Source organism: Planctellipticum variicoloris, from assembly GCF_030622045.1.
Classification (GTDB): domain Bacteria; phylum Planctomycetota; class Planctomycetia; order Planctomycetales; family Planctomycetaceae; genus Planctellipticum; species Planctellipticum variicoloris.
Genome location: NZ_CP130886.1, coordinates 5,804,352 through 5,821,442 on the forward strand (window position 1 = coordinate 5,804,352; position 17,091 = coordinate 5,821,442).

The 17,091-nt window shown below is 64.0% G+C and carries 14 protein-coding genes; 5 read left to right on the top strand and 9 right to left on the bottom strand.

The genetic code is table 11. The features are described from left to right. Position 1: 1 nt before the first annotated feature. The 6 genes from SH412_RS22605 to argJ all read right to left on the bottom strand — a co-directional run bounded on the left by SH412_RS22605 (position 2) and on the right by argJ (position 7,059). Positions 2–1,474 carry a hypothetical protein gene (locus SH412_RS22605; RefSeq protein ID WP_336520295.1) on the bottom strand — a complete coding sequence of 491 codons (1,473 nt, stop codon included), beginning with the start codon at positions 1,472–1,474 and terminating at the stop codon, positions 2–4. 80 nt (positions 1,475–1,554) lie between these two features. Then, entirely contained in the window at positions 1,555–2,676 is a 1,122-nt protein-coding gene (locus SH412_RS22610; protein WP_336520296.1) for a tetratricopeptide repeat protein, read from the bottom strand. Between the two features lie 6 nt (positions 2,677–2,682). After that, positions 2,683–3,690, bottom strand: coding sequence for a hypothetical protein (locus SH412_RS22615; RefSeq protein WP_336520297.1), 1,008 nt, complete (start codon positions 3,688–3,690; stop codon positions 2,683–2,685). Positions 3,691–3,725: 35 nt separating this feature from the next. Beyond that, a complete protein-coding gene (locus SH412_RS22620) occupies positions 3,726–4,226 on the bottom strand; it encodes a hypothetical protein (RefSeq protein WP_336520298.1) in 501 nt (166 codons plus the stop codon). A 74-nt stretch (positions 4,227–4,300) separates the two neighbouring features. Then, positions 4,301–5,299: a DUF1559 domain-containing protein gene (locus tag SH412_RS22625; protein ID WP_336520299.1), complete on the bottom strand. Its 999-nt coding sequence runs from the start codon at positions 5,297–5,299 to the stop codon at positions 4,301–4,303. A 560-nt stretch (positions 5,300–5,859) separates the two neighbouring features. After that, positions 5,860–7,059: a bifunctional glutamate N-acetyltransferase/amino-acid acetyltransferase ArgJ gene (gene argJ / locus SH412_RS22630; protein WP_336520300.1), complete on the bottom strand. Its 1,200-nt coding sequence runs from the start codon at positions 7,057–7,059 to the stop codon at positions 5,860–5,862. A 273-nt stretch (positions 7,060–7,332) separates the two neighbouring features. Between argJ and SH412_RS22635 the strand changes: the two genes are divergently transcribed. From SH412_RS22635 to SH412_RS22650, 4 genes are all read left to right on the top strand, one after another. Beyond that, positions 7,333–7,743, top strand: coding sequence for a DUF6941 family protein (locus SH412_RS22635; RefSeq protein WP_336520301.1), 411 nt, complete (start codon positions 7,333–7,335; stop codon positions 7,741–7,743). A gap of 176 nt (positions 7,744–7,919) precedes the next feature. Next, entirely contained in the window at positions 7,920–8,642 is a 723-nt protein-coding gene (locus SH412_RS22640; RefSeq protein ID WP_336520302.1) for a DUF2293 domain-containing protein, read from the top strand. Positions 8,643–8,832: 190 nt separating this feature from the next. Next, positions 8,833–10,695, top strand: a complete 1,863-nt coding sequence (glmS, locus tag SH412_RS22645; protein ID WP_336520303.1) for a glutamine--fructose-6-phosphate transaminase (isomerizing) — start codon at positions 8,833–8,835, stop codon at positions 10,693–10,695. A 665-nt stretch (positions 10,696–11,360) separates the two neighbouring features. Continuing rightward, positions 11,361–12,890, top strand: a complete 1,530-nt coding sequence (locus SH412_RS22650; protein WP_336520304.1) for a 2-isopropylmalate synthase — start codon at positions 11,361–11,363, stop codon at positions 12,888–12,890. Between the two features lie 165 nt (positions 12,891–13,055). Here the strand turns inward: SH412_RS22650 and SH412_RS22655 are convergent, their stop codons facing one another. Then, positions 13,056–14,036: a hypothetical protein gene (locus SH412_RS22655; protein WP_336520305.1), complete on the bottom strand. Its 981-nt coding sequence runs from the start codon at positions 14,034–14,036 to the stop codon at positions 13,056–13,058. A gap of 432 nt (positions 14,037–14,468) precedes the next feature. Continuing rightward, complete coding sequence (gene truA / locus SH412_RS22660) at positions 14,469–15,296, bottom strand: tRNA pseudouridine(38-40) synthase TruA (protein ID WP_336520306.1); 828 nt, start codon at positions 15,294–15,296, stop codon at positions 14,469–14,471. Between the two features lie 200 nt (positions 15,297–15,496). Here truA and SH412_RS22665 point away from each other — a divergent pair, with 200 nt between their 5' ends. Beyond that, positions 15,497–16,723, top strand: coding sequence for a ZIP family metal transporter (locus tag SH412_RS22665; RefSeq protein WP_336520307.1), 1,227 nt, complete (start codon positions 15,497–15,499; stop codon positions 16,721–16,723). Positions 16,724–16,806: 83 nt separating this feature from the next. Here SH412_RS22665 and SH412_RS22670 read toward each other — a convergent pair whose 3' ends face one another. Then, positions 16,807–17,028: a SlyX family protein gene (locus tag SH412_RS22670; RefSeq protein ID WP_336520308.1), complete on the bottom strand. Its 222-nt coding sequence runs from the start codon at positions 17,026–17,028 to the stop codon at positions 16,807–16,809. Positions 17,029–17,091: the final 63 nt, after the last annotated feature.

Here is a 17,091-nt window from a genome sequence, read left to right on the forward strand (position 1 = left end):
CCTACTCCGGCACATCCCCGAAGCCGACGTCATCCCCGCCGCCGCTCTGCCGCCCCTGATCGTCCTGACCGTTCTGGCCGACGCCATACAGCAGAAACATCCCCCGTTCGGCATTCAGCACGTAATGAATCGGCCCCTCGCCGAACGGATCGGCGGGGATCTTGTCGAGCAGGTCGGGCACAATCGCTTCGAGCTTGACTGGGTGCGCGCCATGCACGGCCTTGTACTCGGCGAGGGCGTAGCCGACGATCGTGAGCCGCTGTTTCAGCCGCGTGCGAACGTCGGCGATCAGGGCCTGCTCGAAGGCCGGCTGCAGCAGCGCCGCGAGAGAGTCGCCAACCTGACCCGAAATCGCCGAGCGCGGGCCGATCAGTATTCGGCCCAGCAGTTCCCAGCCCGGCGTGCCGCGCACCCTGAGTTTGGCGGCCAATGCGGTCAGCTCGGTCCGCTGGTCCGCGAGCGTTTCCAGCTTCATCGCCGCCAGACTCTCGTCATAGGCCGCATTGATCCGCTGGTAAACCACGTTGGCGTTCAAACGCCCCGGATGCCAGGTCGACGGATTGAGCTGGCCGTAAACGGCGTCCAGACTGACGTACCGTTCGCCCTGATCGATGAGATCGGCCATCGCCCCGAACGGCGGCATCCCGGCCAACACGGCCCGCTGCCGCCGGGCCTGCTCCGCAGTCAGCAGCCCCGACTGAATGATCGCCCCATCGCTACGGCACGCCATCGCCTCCAGGGCAAAGGCCACCAGTCGCGAAATGATCAGCGGGTGCTCTCCCAGCCGCCGGCTCAGTCGATGCAGCGCATTGACGTCCGCCAGCGCCCCCTCGACGTCTCCCCCGCCCAGACGCAGCGTGACGCGCGAGGACAGCATCCGGGCGACTTCGCGCATCTGCTGAACCGGCTGCAACGAAGCAATGAGCAGTGTCTCGCCCGGCGGAACGACCAGCGGCAGATAGAATCGCGGCTGCTCGCTGGCGGCCACGCACAGCTCCAGCGGTCGTTCGTTGTCGGCCAGCCACTGGGCGAGCTCCGGATGATCGGCCGGCTGCCACGGCGCCCGATAACTCGCGTCCATCTCATCCTGAACGCGTTTCAGAACGTCGCGGTTGGCAATGTACGCCGCACCGAGCGGCTGCAGATAGTCGCCCTGGACCGGCAATGGCCCGAAACCCAGTTGCCGAAAGAACTCCAGTTGCAGCTCCGGCTCGATCACCGCCGGCCCAATCGCCTGCACCAGCAGCACCGCCGCATTGTTCTCCGGCGTCACATCCTTCGAATGGATCTCGTTGAGGGCGGCGGCATAGTCGATTGAGCCGTCCGCCCGCAGCGGCCCGGTAATCCGCGTCGTGTCCGGGCCGGGCTTGAGCGGCCGCGGCCAGAGCAGGGCGCCGATCAGCAGAACGATCAGGCCGCCGAGAATCAGCAGCCAGCGGCGACGTTTGCGCGGAGGTTCAGCGAAGTCAGACATGCAGCAGCCCGGCGTCAGAGTTTCGTGGCGGGACGGGAGTGGAGTATACGTCGCCGGGCCGAACTTGGTTCACCACTTTTTTACGGACCGCGGCCTGACCCGCCTGAACTTCGCTCGGCCTGAAACGTGACGAAGCACCCGAAGTGCACGGTCTGCAGCTTGTCAATGAGCTGCCGCCCTTCCCGGGCGTATCGCCGGGGATCGAGATCCATCGCCCGACGGGCATGCGTCCGGGCTAGGTCCGCATGCTGACCATCTTCGTAGAACTGGGCCAGCAGAAAGTGGGTGTCCGCCGTCGGCGACAGCGCCAGCAGTTCCCGGTAAGCCGCTTCCGCCTCGGGCATACGGCCCGCCTTGCGCTCGGCGTAGGCAATGCCGCGCTGAGCCTGCAACCGTGTCGCCAGGCCCGCCTCGGACGCCGGCAATCCCTCCGATGCCTGCCGAGCGCGCCGGTACCAGTCCCGGGCCGCCGTCCATTCGGAGCGGGTCTCGTGGATCGTCCCCCGCAGATTCATGACTTCAGGGTCTTCGATCGCTGCAATGCGTCGGTCGCTCAAAACGTTCAGCGCAGCGTCGGTGTCCCCGAGAATCGCCAGATCGCGGGCCCGGTCGACTCGCGCCAGTGGATCGGCCGAGTCGAGCAGCGGGACCGCTGCTCGCGATCGAAGGTCTGCGACGGTCCGGTCCAGATCGCGTCGCAGGGCGGCGAGTGGTCGCCCCTGCCAATCCGCCGAAGGCTGCAAGGCGGCGATTCTTCCGGTCAGTTCGCTGGCTTCTCCCAGCCGAGTCTGTTCGAGCAGCTCCGTCAGGAGTTTCAGGTCGTGCCGGACCCGTGCATCGACGAAGACCGCCGGGATGACTGCCAGGATCGCCAGGGCCAGCGCAATCGCGCCGGCTCCGCGGAATCGCCGCACCACGCTCGCTGACGTCGCGTCGGCCATTCCCGCCAGCACCAGTCCGACGCCCGTGGTCGACAGAACCGCCACGAGCAGTCGCAGCACATGGCTGCCCATGCCCGCGGCAATGACGACCAGCGCGACGGCAATGCCGAACAGCAGGCTCCCCAGCAGAAGCCGCGGCAGGCGACCTCGCAAAATATTGACCACAACCGCCGCCAACGGGACCGCTGCCAGGACGCAGACGGCGGCGACATCGAACCGGATGAAGACTGCATCAATTGCAGACTGGGCTGCCGCAATCATCGGCGACTACCTCGCAACTGCGGACGGGCCGCGCCAGATCAGACCGTCGTAGGCATAATGCAGAAACGCCACGATGACGTTGATCAGCAGCCAGACCTCCAGAAACTCGCGATCCATTAGCCAGCCGAGGGAGCCGAGCGCCACCAGATAGAACCCCAGCGCCAGACCCCACCGCGGCGCAATCCATCCCAGCAACCCCATCGATTGCCCCTGCGCGACTGCCCGCCGCTGGACCGTCCAGCCGACGACCGCCAGGTACTCGGTCGCATGGAACAGCGCCGACGCGGTCGCCAGCGCCAGAATCGCCGCCGGTTGCCGCAGATGAACCGCCCACAACAGACTGCCATACAGGCTCAACACGCTGAGCAGATACAGCAGCTCTCCCGTCGATCCCGTCCGGAATCGAAGCAACCTGGGAACGACCAGTCCGACCGGAACGACCAGCGCGGCCCAGTCGACTCGCAGCAGCCACCGATCCAGCTCGGGCTGCGACCAGGTTGCGACGGCGACGCGCAGTGCGACATACACCAGGAATCCCCGCAGCGCCCACTTGTCGAGACTCTGCCCGGCTGCGACGGGAACGCGACCGACGCGCGCGTAGATTCGCGACACTCCCTGGTGTTGCGCGGCGAAGTGCCAGGCGTTCCAGATGTAGTCGATCGCCAGGAGACAGGTGAGCGTGCCGGTCGCGATCCGCACGCCGCCACAGACGAGGATCACCGCCGCGGCGATCAACAGAAACAACCCCCGCCGCTCTCGGAATCGCTCGCGATCGAGAAACACCAGCGGCAGCGTGATCCAGCGGTGTGGCGTCGTGACGAAATAGATCTGCCAGAACTGGATGCCGGCCCGTCCTGCGAAACCTTCGCCGAACTGCCAGAGAAAAATCAACGGCCACGCGACGTTGACGACGAACAGCAGATCGAACCACGGCGCCACCAGCCACTGCTGACGATCGGGGGTCGTCAGCAGTGGTCGGGTCGAGACGGACTCCATTTCGAGCGCCAGTGACACGCGCTACCGTTTCTTCCTGCCGAGACCACGACGCGTCAGGCGCCGCGCTGCTCATTAACGACGGGCTGCAGACGCTCGAGTTTGATCTCGGTTTCGTTGACGTCTCCCGGCAGAACTTCAACGGTGAGCGGCGACTTCTGAATATCCGAGTAGATCGGCGGAATTCGCTCGTTCGGAGGAACAGTTTCGACCGGTTTCGCCACGGCTCCGGGGGTTGCGTCGCTGTCTCCCTCGTTGACCGGTTCGTCCCAGACAGACTGGGTGATCACGACTCGAAACTGACCGGCCATCGCACCGTCCCCCTCCGCATACGTTGACATCGTAAATGTTCCGTCTGCCGCGATGGTCCCGCCGGCGGTCTTCCCCTTCTGGGCGGCCATCGGCACAAACGAAATGGCTCCGCCTCCCGCCATCGGCTTGCCGTCGAACAGCACCTTGCCGCGCACCGGATAGACCGCAACCCGATCGCTGCTCCCGCAACCCATTGCCGCGACCGCAAACAACATCCAGCACGCTGACAGACGCGAGACAGACATGATCACACTTCCTGCGCAAAGACCTGACATTGCCGAACGGCTATGAACCGGTTCGCTGCAAATCTCCCGATCCGCTAGAAATCGGACAGCACTTCCCCGCCGCCCCGCGTCCCGAGACCCTGCCAGAGCGTCAGGTCGATGTTCTCCGAGAAAAACCGCACGCTGCCGTCAGTCATGCAACCCTGGACGCCGCCGGTATGATAGCTCCGCGCGGCCGACGACATCTCGGTGTAGGGACTCCCCACCTGCACGCAGGGCATGCCCTCGCTGGGAAAGCTGCGGCAGCCCCACACGCCATCGGGAGTGGCGCTGTTGGGGCCGGTTTTCGTGCTGAAAATGCTGGCCCCCATCACCCCGTACGACCAGGTGCCACGGGTGTCGGCGGTCGAGGGACCAGTTCCACTCGGCTGTCGAAACTTCAGCTCGCTGATCGCCAGCGTATTGGACGTTCCGTCCGTGATGTCGCGCGTGCTGAACTTGGAGTTGATGCCGAACACCCCGCCGGTTGCCGGTGAATTCGTATAGGTCCGGCCGTAGCCTCCCTTGCCGAAACAGGCGACGTAGTTGCCGCGCGACAGATGCTCCATGTTCGTCCCGTTGGACAGCAGTTCGCCCATGTCGGGATGCGTCGGGCAATTGGTCAGCGGCAGACGGTCGCGGCCGATATTGATGCCCTGCCCGGTGTAGGTCCCGTTGCCGAACCAGTCGACTGCCTCAGGACGCTCCTGCATGATCTTCGTGTAGCCGGCATAGTTTGCCGCCTGGTCCATGTACGGGAGCATCAGCACCATCCAGTTGCCGCACATTCCGGCGCCGCCGCCGCCATTGCGACCATTGGGATCTTCTCCCAGTGCGTTGATCACGCCGGGGGGAAACTGGTTGAAGGCGTCGTGATAGTTGTGCATGGCCAAGCCGAGCTGCTTCAGCTTGTTGCGGCACTCCGTCCGCCGGGCCGCCTCCCGAGCCTGCTGCACGGCCGGCAGCAGCAGCGCAATCAGAATGGCGATAATCGCGATTACGACGAGCAGTTCGATCAGCGTAAACCCGCGCGACCAGCGTGTCCCGGACTTCATGGCTCAAACTCCCGGAAAGAATGGCTGACAGCACGACCGGACCGGGGATGCCGCCGGCGCAGGAAGTGTCGTCAGTGCGGACGTATTGCGGAGGCAGTTAAGCCTCGACGTCGCGGGAGCACAATGCCTGCCAGCCGGCGATCAACAGTCTTCCGCAAGACTTCACAATCCGACGGCCGCCGCGCATCGACGACACAGATTGACGTCGTCGCAACGCACTGGTCCAAGAGCGGTTGCGCGACGGCCGAGTCCGCGACGATCGCTTCGCCGAAATCGACCCTCGCCAAGAATTCACAATCGTCGTCGCGACCGGTTTCGCTCAAGACTCTGATGACCACGACCGGTCATGCGAGCCGCATCGATCTCGGGCAACACCCAATCACGAGATCACCCCGCAGTGGTCGCTTTCCCGCAGCACATGCCGCCCTGCCCCTGACGACTCCGGAACGCGCCCCCCTGCTGCGACCCATCCGCAATCTCCTCCTCACTATCCACTAGCCACTAGCCACTAGCCACTAGCCACCAGCCACCAGCCACCAGCACTGCTCACTCGCCACTTCCTACGTCGTATAATCCGCATTCAGCTCGACGTATTCCTTGGTCAGATCGCTCGTCCAGAACCGGACCCGCTCCTGGCCAAGCGTCAGCGTCAGGGCGATGTACGTTTCGCGATTGTCGCGCAGACTCCTTGAGACCGTCGCCGCATCGAACGCGAGCGGCGTCCCCTTCTCGTACAGCGAGAAGCCGTTCATCGTCAGCGAGATGTCTTCTTCCCTCAGATTCACCCCTGCGTAACCCGCCGCGGAGACCACCCGGCCCCAGTTCGGGTCGGCCCCGCAGATCGCGGTCTTAACCAGCGGGCTGTCGGCGACGGACTTCGCAATCCGAAAAGCTTCGTCGCGCGTCCGGCAGCCGGTGACGTCGATTTGCACGAAATGGTGAGCTCCCTCCGCATCGCGAATGATCATCTGGGCCAGTTCCTGGGCGACGGCGTCGATCGCCGCCTGCAGCAGCGCCCAGTCCTTGGCGTTCTGTGGCGTCACGCCTGAAGCCCCGTTGGCCAGCAGGACAACCGAGTCACTGGTGCTTTCGTGGCCATCCACGCTGATACAGTTGAAGCTGTCCCGAGCCGCGGTCGCCAGGACGTCGCGGATGCGTTCGGCAGGCAGAACGGCGTCGGTCATGATCACGCACAGCATCGTCGCCATATTCGGCGCGATCATGGCCGCCCCCTTGCAGACGCCGGCGATCTGCACCGGTTTCCCCCCCAGGTGCAGCGTCTGCGCAACCTGCTTCGGGAACGTATCCGTGGTCATCATCGCCCGGGCGGCGAGATGAAAGTTCTCGGCGGACGGCGACAGCAGCGGGGCCGCCGCCTGAATTCCCGCAGCGAGATTGGGCATCGGCAACAGCCGGCCGATCACCCCCGTCGAGAAGACCAGAATGTCGTCCGCCGCGCAGCCGACCTGCGCTCCGACAAGCGCCGCCATCTCCCGAGCATCCTGCAGCCCCTGCTCGCCGGTGCAGGCATTGGCGTTGCCGGAGTTGACGACCACGCCGCGGGCCGTCGCCCGGGGCAGCCGTTCCCGGCAGACCTTCACCGGAGCGCCGCAGACCAAGTTCGTCGTGAAGACGCCAGCCGCGGAACAGGGACGGTCCGAGAGGAACAGGGCCAGATCGAGCTTGTCGGTTCCGGGTTTGACGCCGCACTTCACGGCGGAGGCGGAAAAGCCGGCGGGCAAGTTGACCGGAGCAGACATGCGAGATCCTTGGACGGAAACCTGGGGGAGTCGAGACGATGGTGCAACCGACACGAAGATGACGGAGTCGGTTCGCGTTGGGAAGGGAAGGCGGGAGTGAAGATCTCACGCGGCGACGCAATGGGGTCGGAGATATTGCAAAATGAAAAATGCAAAATGCAAATCGCGAAATGGACGAGGGGTGAGGGTGAGATCGGGGGAGCGGAGCCTTGACGACTTAAGGTTAAACCGAGATTGTTCCGCAGTGCCGATCTCTGGAAGCTGGAGCCTGCCATGTCCCGATCCGAAACGCCGCGTGCCCTGGCAATGATCCTGTGCGATGCCTTTCATCGCTGCCCGACGACGCATAAATATACGATTCTGGGAACGTTTGACCGCGTAACGCTCGCCGAGCTCCCCGGTCGGCTGGGGTTCTGCGTCTACTCGGTCTTCGCGGAAGGGCAAGGTGAGATTCCATTCACTCTCCGCGTCGTCGATATGAGCGGTTCGCCCGGTGAAGAACCGGAACTGTTCAGCACGACCGGGCGACAGCACTTTGTCGATCCGCTGGAAACCAAGGAGTTCGTCGACCGGGTCGAGTTTGAATGTTCGCACCCGGGAATCTATCTCTGCGAGTTCGCCAGCGAAGGGGTCACGCTGATCTCCCGCAGGCTGCACGTGCTGGCCGAGACCGACGACGAATGACTGGGAGCGGAGAACGGCGTTACTCAGGAAATGTCGAATGTCGAAGGCGGAATGTCGAAATGATGAGATTGAGCATGCCTGTCGCAACTGACGACAGACCAATGACAACGGACCGAATTCTGGCAATTCGCGAATGACGATGGACGGTCTATGCAGGAGGCGGAGAGCGAAGACTGATGGCGGAGAAAGACGCGACCACGACCTTCTTACCAGGCCCCCGCGAACGGACGGTCCGGGCGACCGACGGCCGGATCCTCGACGTCCCCGCAGGCTGGGACTTTCTGCCGCCGGGAGATCCCGGGGTCACCCGCCGCGTGAAGGCCGCCGGCGAGTTCTGGCTGCTGCAGGAACTGGTCCGGCGAAAAATGATGTCGCGCGGCCTGTGGGCGCCGGCGACAACCATCGCACGGGTCCAGGCAGAACTCGAAGTCGAGCGGGCCTCGCCCGCCTACGCAAAGAAACTCGCCTCGGCCGCCCGTCGACGCGATAAAATTCAGACCGAGTACGTTGAAGACTTTCTCGGCGCCGTCCTGGCGTTTCTCGATTTTCATCCGGCCCTCTCGGAACTCGCCGAGAAGATGGCGAAAGCCGTCACCGAACACGCCACGCCGGTCGGCAGCGGAACCGTCGCGCGAACGGAGCGGATCCCGATCGAGCAGCGGGCGGAGGCCGCCGTCATCGCCTGGATGCGGCACCAGACCACCGCCTACGACCAGATGGTCATTCCGCGGATCAAGGGCCAGCGCCGCGAAGTCCGGCGAATGCTGGCCCGTCGGTCGCATGAGCTCCTCGAAGGCTACCGTCGGGGGGATAACTTCAGCAATCGGTGCCCATTGTACATGGCGCTCACCGAGGCAACCCCCGCAGTCCGCGAGAACCTCCCAGACCCCCATTCGTAGCGACCGAACCTTGACGCTGCTCGGCGGGATGGGTTATCAACCGCGCGACGTGTAAGATGAATTCTGTGGCGGGGATACGCACAGGGGCCGACTCCCCGCCGGAGTCTGGATCGTTTCCGAAAGTCGAACGCAGGTCGTCGACACGCCATTGCGACGAACTTGTTGTCCCCAAGGATTGAGGCGTCTGTTCATGTGCGGAATCGTCGGTTACGTCGGCCCCCACCCGGCTCTCGGCTTCCTGCTCGAAGGCCTGCATCGACTCGAATACCGCGGCTACGACAGCGCGGGGGTCGCCCTCCTCGACGGCGGTCGCATCGACGTGCGCCGTAAAACCGGTCGCGTCAGCCAGGTCGAAGAGCTCTGCCGCCTGGACCCGCCCGTCGGAACCACCGGCATCGGCCACACCCGCTGGGCCACGCACGGCGTGCCGAGCGATATCAACGCCCACCCGCACACCGGCGGCGACGGCGAAGTCGTCCTCGTCCATAACGGCGTCATCGAGAACTACACCTCCCTCCGCAGCCAGCTCATCAGCCAGGGCTACACGTTCCACTCCGCAACCGACACCGAAGTCGTCGCCCATCTCGTCGCCGCTCAACTCAAACGCGAAATCAAACTCGGCGGCAAGGCCTCGGACCCCCAGACCTGCCTGCGGGCCGTCGAGACCGCCGTCTCGCAGCTCAAAGGAACCTTCGGCCTCGCCGTGCTGTTCCGCGACGCGCCGGGCCTGCTGATCGCCGCCCGGCTGGGGAGCCCCCTTGTCATCGGCGTCGGCAAGGACGAATTCTTCCTCGCCAGCGATGCCAGTCCCCTCGTCGGCCACACCGAACGGGTGGTCTACCTCAAAGATCACGAAATCGCCGTCATCACGGCCAAAGACTTCGAAATCGTCCATCGCGAAACGGGAAGCCAGACGCCAGACGTCCGCATCCTCGAACAGACGTCGCAAGACACCGAACTGGGCGAGTTCGAACACTACATGCTCAAGGAAATCTTCGAGCAGCCTCAGACCGTCGAGAACGCGCTCCGCGGCCGGCTCGACGAAGAAGAAGCCACCGCTCGCTTCGGCGGTCTCAATCTGGATCCCCAGATGCTCCGGGGAATCGACCGCATCATTCTGACCGCCTGCGGCACAAGCTGGCACGCGGGCCTGGTCGGCGAGTATCTCATCGAAGAATTCGCTCGCATCCCTGTGGAAGTCGAATACGCCAGCGAACTGCGCTACCGCAACCCCCCCCTCAGCGACCGCACGATGATCTTCGCGATCACTCAAAGCGGCGAGACGGCGGACACCCTCGCCGCCATGCGCGAGTGCAAGCGCAAAGGGCACCCCACGCTGGCCATCTGCAACGTCGTCGGCTCCTCGATCGCCCGCGAAGCGGATGGCGGCATCTACCTGCATGCCGGCCCCGAAATCGGCGTCGCCTCGACCAAGGCCTTCACCGCGCAGGTGACGGTCCTGACGCTGCTGGCGCTGTTCCTGGGACGGATGCGACATCTGTCCTATCCGGCCGGCAAACGAATCATCGGCCACCTCCAGGCCATGCCCGACAATCTGCGGCAGGCCCTGAAGTGCAACGAGGCCGTCAAGAAACTCGCCGAGAAGTACTATCAGGCCGAAACATTTCTCTACCTCGGCCGCTTGTACAACTTCCCGGTCGCCCTGGAAGGCGCTTTGAAACTCAAGGAAATCAGCTACATCCACGCCGAAGGCTACCCCGCGGCGGAAATGAAGCACGGTCCGATCGCCCTCGTGGACGAAGAAACGCCGAGCGTGTTCGTCGTGCCGAAGTGCAACATCTATCCCAAAGTGATCTCCAACATGGAGGAGATCAAAGCCCGCCGGGGGCCGATTATCGCCATCGCCTGCGACGGCGACGACAAGGTCGCCGAGTTGGCCGACGACGTCATTTACGTTCCCGACGTCGACGAATATCTGCAGCCGCTGGTCACGGCAATCCCGCTGCAGTTGCTCGCCTACCACGTCGCCAAGCTGCGGGGCTGCAACGTCGACCGGCCGCGCAACCTCGCCAAGAGCGTCACCGTCGAGTAGGGCCGGCTGTGCCGGCCGGCTCGTGGCGGACAAGTTCGCCACGAATCACCACAATGCGAACGCAGCCGAGGAACCAACCACGGAAAACACGAAGTTCGCGGAGAAATGAACGGCGATCGACGCCATCCCCCGTCCTTCCGTTCTCCAGCTCTTCCTGGTTCTCCTCCGTGGTCTCCGTGCCCTCGTTATGTTGAATCCATCGCCCCCGCGTGGTGTCATGGGACACGCGGCGGGGGCTGCTTCGGAGCGTTCAGCCCGAGCGCCGTTTGAGCCGGAAACCGTCTCGCAACCCTCCGTGGCAAAACTCTTCCGGCAGTCGTCGCGAAGCAGCGCGAACCTTTTCCGGCAGGGCCTGTCCGATCCCTCAGCCGGGGCAATTTCCGTCGGCCTCTTGACCGCCGTCCGCGACGGGCCTAGACTTTTTCCACGTCCCCGTACTCGATTGAGCTTTCATGACACCTGCGTTGCGACTGACCGGCCTCATGCTAACCCGCGTTTCCCGCGAGGTCTGAGGGTCCGTTCGGTCGTCGACTGTTCATTACGGAAAAACCCCGCAGCCTCGGCAGGCTGCGGGGTTTTTTGTTGTTTGCGTCCCTTGCCGCTGTGTTCCGCCTCAGGGCGACTTCCGCTGAAGCCGTCCGCTGTTTTCCCGCCGGGAGAGGATCATGTCCGCCGACATTGTCACCATTTTCGATACGACGCTCCGCGATGGGGAACAGTCCCCCGGCTGCAGCATGACCACGCCCGAAAAGCTGAAGGTCGCGGAGGCGCTGGTCGAGCTCGGCGTCGACGTGATCGAGGCCGGTTTCCCGATCGCCTCGCCGGGCGACTTCGAAGCGGTCCAGGCGATCGCCCGCAAATACGGCGACCGGGCGGTGATCTGCGGCCTGGCCCGCTGCCGCAAGGAAGACATCGAACGGGCCGGGGCCGCCCTCGTCGATGCGCAGCAGAAGCGGATTCACGTTTTCCTCGCGACCAGCTCAATCCATCGTCAGTTCAAACTGAAAATGGCCAAGGAAGAGATCGTCAAAGCGACGATCGAGCACGTGAAGCTCGCCCGCGAGTTCACCGACAACGTCGAGTTCTCCCCGGAAGACGCCGCCCGCACGGAACTCGACTTCCTGACCGAAGTGGTCGAGGCGGCCATCGAGGCCGGGGCGACCACGGTCAACATTCCCGACACCGTCGGCTACGCCACTCCGTCGCAGTACTTCAACTGCATCACGCACCTCAAGCAGCACGTGCGGAACATCGACCGGGCAGTCATCAGCACCCACTGCCACAACGATCTCGGCCTCGCGGTGGCCAACAGCCTCGCCGCGGTCGAAGCGGGCGCCCGGCAGATCGAATGCACAATCAACGGCCTGGGCGAGCGGGCCGGGAATGCGTCGCTCGAAGAGGTCGTGATGGCCCTCCGGACGCGGCAGGACTATTACAAGGTCGGCACGCGGATCAACACGACCAAGCTCTGCGGCATCAGCCGGCTGGTCTCCAGCGTAACGGGGATGATGGTTCAGCGGAACAAGGCGATCGTCGGCCAGAACGCCTTCGCCCACGAAGCCGGCATTCATCAGCACGGCATGCTGCAGGACCGTTCGACGTACGAGATCATGCGGCCCGAAGACGTCGGGTACATCGGGCAGAATCTGGTGCTCGGCAAGCACAGCGGCCGCCACGCCTTCCGCAGCCGGGTGGAAGAGCTCGGTTACAAGCTCGACGACGCCACCTTCCAGCGCGTGTTCGACGACTTCATCGTGCTGTGCGACAAGAAGAAAAACGTTTACGACGCGGATATCGTTGCGCTGATCGAGAACCGCACCAGCGACGCCCCCGACCGCTGGAAGCTGGAGAAATTCCACATCGTCGCCGGCATCGGCACGACGCCGACGGCGACGGTGGAGCTGAAGAACGACCAGGGAGAGACCCTCTGCGACGCCGCGATCGGCGACGGCCCGGTGGATGCGGTCTGCCAGGCGATCGAGCGGATCATCGGCATCGACGCCAAGCTGGAAGGCTTCCAGGTCCGGAGCATTTCCGAGGGTCAGGAAGCCCAGGGCGAAGTGACCGTCACGGCAATGGTCGGCGGCCAGCGGTACCACGGCAAGGGGGTGAGCACCGACATCATCGAAGCCAGCGCCCGCGCATTTCTGCAGGCGATGAACAAGGCGGCGGGGCAGCAACCGGCAGAGGCCTAAACCTCGACGTCTTCTCTTAGCCCCCGGCCAGTGGCCGGGGGCGTGTGCTTTCGACGCACTGCGTCGTGAGGAGATCTTCGAATCGGAGCGAGGCGGAGCCTCGAAGAGGCTGGTTCCCAAGCTCCGCTTGGGAACCAGCGGTTGTGATGGGCCGCCAAGCCGCTGCTATTTCTTCGGCGACATGTACGACTCAATATTCGCAATCACCAGCCGTCCGAATGGCTCCAGTGGATTTCGCTCCGGACGAAGCCTCATTTTCCGAAGCACTTCCGCCCGCTCTGCAGGCGCCAGTTGGCCGAGGGGTACGTTCGGCCTTGCCTCCCTCTTCGCATCAACCTCCAGCAACGCGAGTTGCGAGCCATCCGGCGACATGGCTGACTCATGGCGGTAAAAGAGATTGAAGCCGGGCGTTGAAAACGGCGATTTCTCCGGGATTCGCGCGAGTCGCTTCATACCGGTGGCATCCACGAGTTCGCCGACGTAACTGAGATCCCCGTTGCCTCGAGGTTCGAATCCGCGGTAGTAGCCCTTCCGGGAAGCCAGCAGCCACGAGCAGTCGGTCCAGGCGAGAACGGTTTCACCATTGTAAGTTGGATCCTCGATCTCGATCTTCTCACCGCTCGAGCGTAACTGAACTGTGCGGTAGCGCCGGGGCGACCGGCGGACAGAAATGGCCATGATGCGTCCCGCGTCGAGCGTACTGAGTGACATCCAGTAGTCGTCGCCCTGCGCCAAGGAAAAGACGGTCTTCATCGAGTCATCGTTGGTGTCAGCGAGCGAAATTTCATACAGATCCTGACTCCCTTCTTTCAGTGCAAGGAGCCGATCAGCGTCGAGCCAGACCGCCCTGACCCAGATTCCCCCTTTATCGACGGGGTCGCGTTCGGTCCAGAGTCCGCGGCGGGTCTGCAGCTCACCTGTGTCAGCCGCGATGACGTCGACTTGAGTTTGATAGGGTTCCGGGTCGTCGGAACGAAGATTCCAGACGCTCAACGCCATTCGTTTGCCGTCCGGTTCCCAGGCAATCGCGTAGACCTTGATCGCGTGTGGAAGTTCGTAGAGTTTTCGGTACGTGCGACCCCCTTCGCAATCGAGCAGATAGACCGACGATCCGTGGCCCTCGAAATTCTGGCAGGCCAGAGCCAATTGACGAGCATCTGGCGAGAAACAAAGGCATTCGACCGGGCCGGGAGGGTCCGGCATCCGACGGAAATTTTCTGCTGCGATTCTCGGGACGGCTTCTTCCGCCGTGTCGTCGGCGGCCAAGGCCGCCACTCCCGAGATGATGGCCATCACAAGGAGGCTGGCCGGAACAATCCCTCCAGAGAGCCCTCTCAAGAAGCTTCGATGTTGCATGACTGACTCCCAAGCTCGGATGCATTGATCGATGTCTGAGAGGTCCATCCGGTTATGCCACAGCTCCGGGAAATGAACCTGACGGCCCAGGTTGGCGATTCGCTGCGAACTCGACGGGAATCTCGACATAATACCGCCGCAAAGAAACCTGTCCACTGCGTTCTAGACAGCCTGTTCGCACTGCGATGCTCGCCGCCACATTCCGGCACGCGGGAGCGTGCCCTACGGCGCGCACACCGGCCGGGCGTCATCCGGCGGATAAGTCACTTCCATCAGATAGAGCCCCTGCGCCGGCGCCGTATCGCCGGCATGCCGCCGGCTCTGGTTCTCCAGGATCTGGCGGATGTCGGCTGCGGACCACTTCCCCCGGCCGACATGGATCAACGATCCGACGATGGAACGGACCATATTGTAAAGGAAGCCGTCCGCCGTGATATCCAGGCAGACGAAGTCGTCTCCCGGAACCGGCGACGCGCCCGCCAGTGCGGGGACCGCCGCCGAGTCGTAGCGGGAGACCTTCGCCTCGAACACGGTCCGGACGCTGGTTTTCCGGTTGGGCCAGTCGGTTTCGAAACAGCGGAAATCGTGCGTGCCGACCAGGACCTGCACGGCGTCGTGCATGGCGAGATCGTCCAGCCGGCCGCGGTGCCAGTGCGCGTAGTTCCGCAGGAACGGCCAGCGGATCGGGCTGTTGTGGATGACGTAGCGATAGCGCTTCGAGATGGAGTCAAAGCGGGCGTGAAAGTCCGCCGGGGCTTCCTCGACCTTCCGGATCATCATGTCGTCGGGCAGGCGGTTCTGCAGGCCGTGGAGAAAACCCTCGCAAGGAGCGGGAAGCGACGTCCGGAAGCTGACGACCTGACCGACGGCGTGGACCCCGGCGTCGGTCCGCCCGGAAGCAGCCACTTTGATCGTTTCACCCGTGTACTTCTTCAACGCCCGTTCGAGGACCGCCTGCAGCGAGACGCCGTTGGGTTGGATCTGCCAGCCGCGGTAGTTCGTGCCGTCGTAGGCCAGCGTCAGGCGGAGGGTGCGGATCGGCGGCGACATTCGACAGGATTCGGCGAGCTGGTGGAAAACGGGCCAGTTGAGAGGGAACAGTTTAGCGTGGAATTGTGGAGTGGGGGGAGCGGAGGCCAGAGCGAATCCATTGCAAAATGCAAAATGGAAGAGGCGGAAGAGGTTCGCGCGGAGAGGCGATGGGGGCGGAGAGTTCTGTCGAATTGTTGTTTGGAGCCGGGGCTTGTAAAGTGCTGGATTCCAGCGCGGGACTGTCCGCGCTCCTGGGACTGCAGGGAATTGATATGTTGGAATTGCGGCGGGCTCGCGGCCGGGTGGCCCTGTTGCTGGCCTGTTTCGGGGCCGGGATCCTCGCCCCCATCACGTTGCGGGCGGCGGAGCCGGCGCTCGGCGCGACGGTTCTACCCGCCTGGGGGCTGACCACGTCGCTGTCGTCGACCAGCATGCTGGTCCTGTATTGCCTGGCGATCATGGGGTCGTCGCTGTTCGGCGGCGTCCTGCCGTCGCTGGTCAAGCTGACGCACACCCGCATGCAGCTCATGATCAGCCTGATCGGCGGGCTGATGCTCGGCGTGGGCCTGCTGCACCAGCTTCCGCACGCGATCATCACCGCGACGCCAGTCGCCGGCGGTTTCGCCGTCGACTGGAGCGTCCGCTGGGCGATGGGCGGGCTGGTGGCGATGTTCTTCCTGCTGCGGATGTTCCACTTCCACCACCACGAAACGTTCGAATCGACCGACGAAGCCGCAAGCCCTGCGCACGCTCACGTCCATGACCACGACCGCGACCACCGGCATGACCACGACAGCGCTGCGGGCGGCCCGTCGCTGCTGCCGGTGATGCCCGTCCCCGCCTGCGGGCATACGCATCCCCACGGACATCCGCAGCACGCCGCTCACGTGGTGCAGGCCGCCGCCGGAAGCTGGATCGGCATCGCCTTCGGATTGTCGCTGCACACGCTCATGGACGGTCTGGCGCTGGCGGCTCACGTTGAAGCCGACGCGCTGCATCACGCCGGCGAAGCGCTGCCGCTCGTCGGCCTCGCGACCTTCTTCGGGATCTTCCTGCACAAGCCGCTCGACTCGCTGTCGATCACGTCGCTGATGGCGGCGGGGGGCTGGTCAAGGACGGCCCGGATGGCCGTCAACGGTTTCTATGCGCTGATGTGTCCGCTGGGCGCCCTGCTGTTCCACCTGGGATTGCAGCAGTTTTCGTCGGGCCAGGCCTGGGTCGTCTCGGCGGGGCTGGCCTTTTCCGCGGGCGTCTTCCTGTGCATCTCACTGAGCGATCTGCTCCCCGAAGTCGAGTTCCATTCCCACGACCGCCTGCGGCTGTCAGTCCTGCTCGTCGTCGGCGTCCTGATGGCCTGGGGATTAGGCTTCCTGGAACCCGCCCACGAACACCAGCACGATCGGGCAACCGGAAAGAGCAGTCACAGCCACGATCATGAGCATTGACGAAAGGCGTGAAGGTCCAAACGCCAAGCTCCAAGACAGAGAACTCGACTCGCAGTTTGGCGTTTGAGATTCGGAGCTTCTCATCAGTAATGCGGCGGTCGCTCTTCTTCCGGCGAGCGTTCCTCGGGGGATTCGCTGAGCAGGGCCAGCCGACGGTCGAACTTGCTGAGCGTCTGGCCGATCAGCCGCAGATCCCCCTGCAGCGACAGGAGCACCTGGTGGAGTTGCTCGAAGTCGTGCTGCAGGTGGGCGACCGCCGACTCCAGGTTCTGGAGGCGTGCTTCGGAATCGACGGGGGGAGTCATAGGGACGCTTCCTGCAAGGGCGAATGAACCGTCGCCAGCGTACGCCGGGTGCGAGGAATTGCA

Excerpts from the sequence above, each read along its gene's own strand:
- SH412_RS22605 (WP_336520295.1), bottom strand. The coding sequence starts at position 1,474 with ATGTCTGACTTCGCTGAACCTCCGCGCAAACGTCGCCGCTGGCTGCTG.
- SH412_RS22610 (WP_336520296.1), bottom strand. The coding sequence starts at position 2,676 with ATGATTGCGGCAGCCCAGTCTGCAATTGATGCAGTCTTCATCCGGTTC.
- SH412_RS22620 (WP_336520298.1), bottom strand. The coding sequence starts at position 4,226 with ATGTCTGTCTCGCGTCTGTCAGCGTGCTGGATGTTGTTTGCGGTCGCG.
- SH412_RS22625 (WP_336520299.1), bottom strand. The coding sequence starts at position 5,299 with ATGAAGTCCGGGACACGCTGGTCGCGCGGGTTTACGCTGATCGAACTG.
- argJ (WP_336520300.1), bottom strand. The coding sequence starts at position 7,059 with ATGTCTGCTCCGGTCAACTTGCCCGCCGGCTTTTCCGCCTCCGCCGTG.
- SH412_RS22635 (WP_336520301.1), top strand. The coding sequence starts at position 7,333 with ATGTCCCGATCCGAAACGCCGCGTGCCCTGGCAATGATCCTGTGCGAT.
- SH412_RS22640 (WP_336520302.1), top strand. The coding sequence starts at position 7,920 with ATGGCGGAGAAAGACGCGACCACGACCTTCTTACCAGGCCCCCGCGAA.
- glmS (WP_336520303.1), top strand. The coding sequence starts at position 8,833 with ATGTGCGGAATCGTCGGTTACGTCGGCCCCCACCCGGCTCTCGGCTTC.
- SH412_RS22650 (WP_336520304.1), top strand. The coding sequence starts at position 11,361 with ATGTCCGCCGACATTGTCACCATTTTCGATACGACGCTCCGCGATGGG.
- truA (WP_336520306.1), bottom strand. The coding sequence starts at position 15,296 with ATGTCGCCGCCGATCCGCACCCTCCGCCTGACGCTGGCCTACGACGGC.
- SH412_RS22670 (WP_336520308.1), bottom strand. The coding sequence starts at position 17,028 with ATGACTCCCCCCGTCGATTCCGAAGCACGCCTCCAGAACCTGGAGTCG.